This window comes from Vicinamibacteria bacterium (assembly GCA_035620555.1).
Classification (GTDB): Bacteria; Acidobacteriota; Vicinamibacteria; order Marinacidobacterales; family SMYC01; genus DASPGQ01.
In genome coordinates, this window is record DASPGQ010000591.1 from 1 (window position 1) to 5,482 (window position 5,482).

Consider the following 5,482-nt stretch of genomic DNA (forward strand, 5'->3'; position numbering starts at 1 on the left):
CCATGCAGACGGGCCAGGAAAAGCATGGCATGCAGACGTTCAACCAGAGCCTCGCCACGCTCTATTTCAAGAAGCAGATCACGCTTCAGCTCGCCCTCTCGATGTCCTCGAACCCCGACGAGCTCCAGGACATGATCAATCGCGGAACGGGTCTGACCCCGGCATCTCAGCAACAGCGGCCTCTTTCCGCTGGAGGCCGGCCGGGGGTGGTGCGGCGTTGAGCGGTTTGCCGAAGGATAGTAAGATAGCTGGCACCCAGAGACAGCAATGAGTCAGTGGCGTTCCAACTCGATTCGCCTATGTACGACCGCGACCGCGGGCAAGATGATGCTCTTCCCATGAGTTTCGATCTCAGGCAAGAAGAGCGGGAACGACATTAGGAGCTAAGGAGGCTAGACGATGCCGGCCTACGTGTTCAAAGGCAGGACGCGCACCGGTGCGACAACCACGGGCGAGCGTGTTGCCGATTCCAAAGACGCAGTCGTCGCGATGCTTCGGCGCGAGCAAATTCTCGTCACCAGCGTCAAGGAGAAGGGGAAGGAGATCGCGCTTCCCAAGTTCGGCGGAGGCATCAAGCCCAAGGACGTGGCAATCTTCACCCGGCAGTTCTCGGTGATGATCGACGCCGGGCTTCCGCTGGTTCAATGCCTCGAGATCCTGGGAACCCAGCAGGACAACCCCAATTTTCAGAAGGTTCTGCTACAGGTACGGCAAGACGTGGAGGGCGGCTCGTCTCTTGCCGATGCGATGAAAAAACATCCCAAGGTTTTCGACGACCTCTTCACCAATATGGTCGCGGCCGGCGAGGCCGGCGGAATCCTGGACACTATCTTGAAACGGCTAGCCACCTACATCGAGAAAGCGGTGAAGCTGAAGTCGCAAGTCAAGTCCGCGCTGGTCTATCCCGCGGCCGTCATCTCGATTGCCATTCTCGTCGTGAGTGTCATTCTCTGGAAAGTCATTCCGACGTTCGCCGCTCTGTTCGCCGGACTCGGTGCTCAACTCCCACTGCCAACGCGTATCGTCATTTGGGTATCCAATTGGTTCGTGCGGCTCCTGCCCATCATGGTCATCGGCGGGGTGCTGGGCGTGTACCTCATAAAGCGCTACCACGACACCTACGACGGCCGCAGGCGGCTCGACGGCTTGCTTCTCCGGATGCCGATCATCGGCATGATCCTCCGGAAGATCGCCGTGGCTCGATTCTGCCGGACCCTGTCCACACTCATCTCGAGTGGCGTCCCGATCCTGGACGGGCTGGAGATCACGGCCCGCACGTCGGGCAACGCGATCGTCGAGGACGCGATCATGGCGACGCGGAAGAGCGTCGAAGGGGGGCAGTCGCTCGCCGCGCCTTTGAAGCACACGGACGTATTCCCGCCGATGGTCGTACAGATGATCTCCGTCGGAGAACAGACCGGTGCCCTCGACACCATGCTCAGTAAGATCGCGGATTTCTACGAGGACGAGGTCGATACCGCGATAGGGAACTTGATGACGCTGCTGGAGCCCCTTTTGATCCTCTTCCTGGGTGTCGTCGTCGGCGGAATCGTCATCTCGATGTATCTGCCGATCTTCAGCCTGATTCAGCAGCTGTCTTAGAATGCTCAATAGCGCGCCGGGCTCCCGCCTCCGCCAAGGCTACGGCGGGCCGCCGAAGCTTCAGCGAAGGCTGGCCGCTCGCGCAGGGTGGGCTGAGTCCTTTCATCACCCTGCTCTAGGCAAACGATAGGCGTCTGGTCGCGCGTTCGGAGGTCCAACCCGTCGCGCGTGGTTCGTTTTCGTGAGGACACATGCTCGCAGCGTCGCCGACACGGCGCTGGTCTGGCTCATGGTGCTCCGCGTCGTCGTGGTCACCGCGCTCCTCGGAGCCGCCGTCGTCGCCGAGGTCATCGCTACCCCCCGTGAGCCTGCGGATCCCTTCTACTTTCTCATCGCGCTCACCTATCTGCTCACTCTCCTCTATGCTTTGGTGTGGCGGCCCACCGCCCGCCACCGCAGGGAATTGGCTTACGTCCAGATCGCCGGCGACATCGTCATCGTCACCGGAATCGTTCACTACACCGGAGGCATCGACAGCAACTTTTCTTTCCTGTACTTCATCAGCATCATTGCGGCGAGCATCATCTTGTTTCGCCGCGGCGGATTGGTGGCCGCATCGCTCGCGTCGATCCTCTACGCCGGTTTGATCCAGGCGCTGTACCACGGCGTGATCGCCCCCTACCCGACTCCAGACCGTCCGGTCCCGGCGATCGTTCCCTCTCAAATCGTCGCCTATACGATCTTTCTCAACATATTCGGTTTCTACACCGTGGCGCTCCTGACCAGTTATCTCTCGGAAAGCCTCAGGCTGACGGGTCGGAAGCTGGAAGAAGCTTCGGACTTCCTCGCCGACCTACAGGTCTTCAACCAGACGATCCTCGACTCGATCACCGCGGGGCTGATGACGACCGACTTCGAAGGACGCATCAATTTCTTCAACGAGGCCGCGGCTACGATCTTCGCTTTGGCGCCGGGCCGCGCCATCGGCGAGAACGTGGTCGCCCTTTTGGGGGAACGGGAGGACTTTCTCGAGCGGGTCAAGACGAAACTCGCTGGCAGGCGCTACCTTCGCATGGAAGGAGCCTACCTCAACAAGCGTGGCGAGGAGATCTACCTGGGACTGAGCGCGAGCTATCTGCTCTTCGAAGGGGAGACCAAGAGCGGCTTTCTCTTCATCTTCCAGGATCTCACCGAGATCAAGCGCCTCGAACGAGAGGTCCGTCTGAAGGAGAACCTGGCCACGATGGGCGAGATGGCGGCGGGAATGGCGCACGAGATCAGAAACCCGCTCGCTTCGATCAGCGGCTCGGTTCAGGTGCTCAGGGAATCACATGAGCTGAGCGACGACAAGAAGCGCTTGATGGACATCATCGTGCGTGAATCGGAGCGCCTCTCGGGAACGCTGACAGAGTTTCTCGACTACGCGCGTCCACCCCGTTTCGAGCTCGGATTGATCGATCTGCGGTCGGTGATCGAAGAGACGGCAGCTCTTCTCGGCAACAGCGCCGAGGTGCTGCCGGCACACGAGATCGTCCTCGGCCTGCCGAAAACCCCGATCCAAATGTTTGCCGATCCGAATCAGATGAAGCAAATCACCTGGAACCTCGCGCGCAACGCGATTCAGGCGATGCCCGACGGAGGCCGGCTGGAGATGGCGCTGTCCCGAAACGGCTCGGGAGAGGTCGTGATGACGTTTCGCGACGAAGGCGTCGGCTTCTCCCGGGGCGAGATGAATCGGGTGTTCGAGCCATTTTCTGGAACGCGGGGAAGCGGCCTCGGTCTGGCTATCGTCTACCGGATCGTCAAAGACTACAATGGGGTCATAGAAGTGGCCAGCATCGCTTCCAAGGGCACAGAGGTCTCGGTGCACTTCCCGTTGGACCGGAGGACATTGGATTGAATCGGATCCTCGTCGTGGATGACGAAGAGTCCATGCGTCAGCTGCTCGAGATCGCGCTCGGCAAGGACGGCTACCGGGTGACGGCAGCGGAATCCGGGGGGGCGGCCATCAAGCTGCTGGAGAGAAACGCCTACGACCTGGTTATATCGGACATCAAGATGCCGGACATGAGCGGCGTCGAGGTCCTGCGCCACGTCAAAGAGACGGATCCATCGATTCCGGTCATCATGGTGACGGCCTACGCTTCGGCGGAAACCGCGGTCGAGGCGCTGCGGCTCGGAGCCTACGACTACCTCACCAAGCCCTTCAAGGTCGAGGAGCTGAAGACCAATATCAGCAACGCGCTGGAGAAGGAGCGGCTGAAGGAAGAGGTCGGCAACCTCAAGCGTGAGCTCAAACAGAAGTATGGCCTGGACAGCATGCTCGGACGCAGCCCGGTGATGCTGGAGCTCTTCGAGCACTTGAAGTCGGTAGCGGCGACGATGTCGACCGTGCTGATCACCGGGGAGAGCGGCACGGGAAAGGAGCTCGCGGCCCGCGCGATTCACGTGAACAGTCCGCGAGCCGATGAGCCTTTCGTCTCGATCAACTGTGGCGCCGTTCCCGAGACTCTGCTCGAGAGCGAGCTGTTCGGCCACCTGAAAGGCTCCTTCACCGGAGCCACGACGAATCACAAAGGATTGTTCGAAGTGGCGCACCGGGGGACCATCTTCCTCGACGAGATCGGAGAAATGAGCCCGACGATGCAGGTCAAACTGCTGCGCGTGCTGCAAGAAAGGCGCATCCGCCGCATCGGCTCGACCGAGGAGATCGAGGTCGACGTACGTATTCTCGCGGCCACCAACAAAGATCTGGAAGCCGGGGTACGCGACAAGAGTTTTCGCGAAGATCTCTACTATCGCCTGAACGTCATCCCGATCCATTTGCCGCCTCTGCGGGAACGGTTGAGCGACGTGCCGCTTCTGGCCGAGCACAGCCTGTCGAAGGCGGCGTCGGCGATGGGCAAGACCGTCAACAAGATCTCGGAAGAGGCCCTGGAGCTTCTTTGCGCCTACGACTGGCCGGGAAACGTGCGCGAGCTGGAGAACGTGATCGAACGTGCCGTCGCCCTCGAGAGATCCAGCATCATCATGCCCGAGCGCCTTCCGGAGAAAATCCGCCACCCCGGCGGCGCCCGCGGGACGGCCGATGCTGCGCCCGCACCGTCGGCGTTTCCCGAGGAGGGCCTGGATTTCAGCGAGAAGGTCGCGACTCTGGAAAAGGAGCTCTTGTCGTCGGCGATGGAGCGGGCCAGTGGGGTTCAGACCAAAGCGGCGAAGCTGCTCAAGATGAACCTACGCTCTTTTCGCTATCTGCTGTCGAAGTACAACTTGAGGTGACAGGTTCTCAGTTGATGTAGCCGAGCGCCTTCAGGAGCTCGCGATCGCTCTTGCCCAGGACGCTCTCGCCTGCGGACTCTCCGTCGATCGCCTTCCGATCGATTTTCGTGAAAGCGGCGCGCTCGTCCGCGGGAGTCGAGGCTAAAAGCGAAGCAAGCAGCTCGGTAAAGATCTCGTGATGCTCCTCGGCTTCTGCCAGGTTGTTTTGCTCTTCGGGGTCCTGAATCAGATCGTAGAGCTCGAAAACCGGGCCGTCGTAGCTTGGAGTCATGACCAGCTTGAAGCCGCCATGCCGTAGGGCGCGGAGCTTTCCCAGAACGCCGTCGACGGTGCGCCGGGTGTTCGCCGCCATCATCTTGACATCGGATTCTAGATAGGCGTCGCGCGGCGGTTGGTTGGCGTCCTTCCAGAAGCTCGCCAGACTGGTGCCGTCCATGTTGAGCCCGGCCGGGACCCGAGCCAGCTCCAGAAGCGTTGGGGCGACATCGATGGAGCGCACCTGCTGTCCGACGACGAGGCCAGCGGGCACCTTATCGGGCCAGCGAATGATGAGCGGGATACGGACGCTGGACTCGTACAGAAAATCGCCGTGATGAAATGAGTAGTCGTGATCCCCGAGGGAGTGGCCGTGGTCGGCGGTGAAGACGACGATCGTCTCGTC

5 protein-coding genes are annotated in these 5,482 nt (G+C 60.8%); 4 read left to right on the forward strand and 1 reads right to left on the reverse strand.

What is annotated here, in order from left to right; genetic code table 11:
• From VEK15_24030 to VEK15_24045, 4 genes are all read left to right on the forward strand, one after another.
• Positions 1–221: type IV pili twitching motility protein PilT (locus VEK15_24030; protein ID HXV63790.1), on the forward strand; the 221-nt coding region annotated here is incomplete at its 5' end.
• Between the two features lie 178 nt (positions 222–399).
• Complete coding sequence (locus VEK15_24035; protein ID HXV63791.1) at positions 400–1,602, forward strand: type II secretion system F family protein; 1,203 nt, start codon at positions 400–402, stop codon at positions 1,600–1,602.
• A gap of 181 nt (positions 1,603–1,783) precedes the next feature.
• Entirely contained in the window at positions 1,784–3,442 is a 1,659-nt protein-coding gene (locus VEK15_24040; GenBank protein HXV63792.1) for an ATP-binding protein, read from the forward strand.
• Complete coding sequence (locus VEK15_24045) at positions 3,439–4,821, forward strand: sigma-54 dependent transcriptional regulator (protein HXV63793.1); 1,383 nt, start codon at positions 3,439–3,441, stop codon at positions 4,819–4,821. Before VEK15_24040 ends, VEK15_24045 begins: the two co-directional genes overlap by 4 nt.
• A 7-nt stretch (positions 4,822–4,828) precedes the next feature.
• On the opposite strand, the gene VEK15_24050 is transcribed toward VEK15_24045, so the two are convergent.
• The coding region (locus VEK15_24050; GenBank protein HXV63794.1) for a sulfatase/phosphatase domain-containing protein at positions 4,829–5,482 on the reverse strand (654 nt) is incomplete at its 5' end.

Excerpts from the sequence above, each read along its gene's own strand:
- VEK15_24035 (HXV63791.1), top strand. The coding sequence starts at position 400 with ATGCCGGCCTACGTGTTCAAAGGCAGGACGCGCACCGGTGCGACAACC.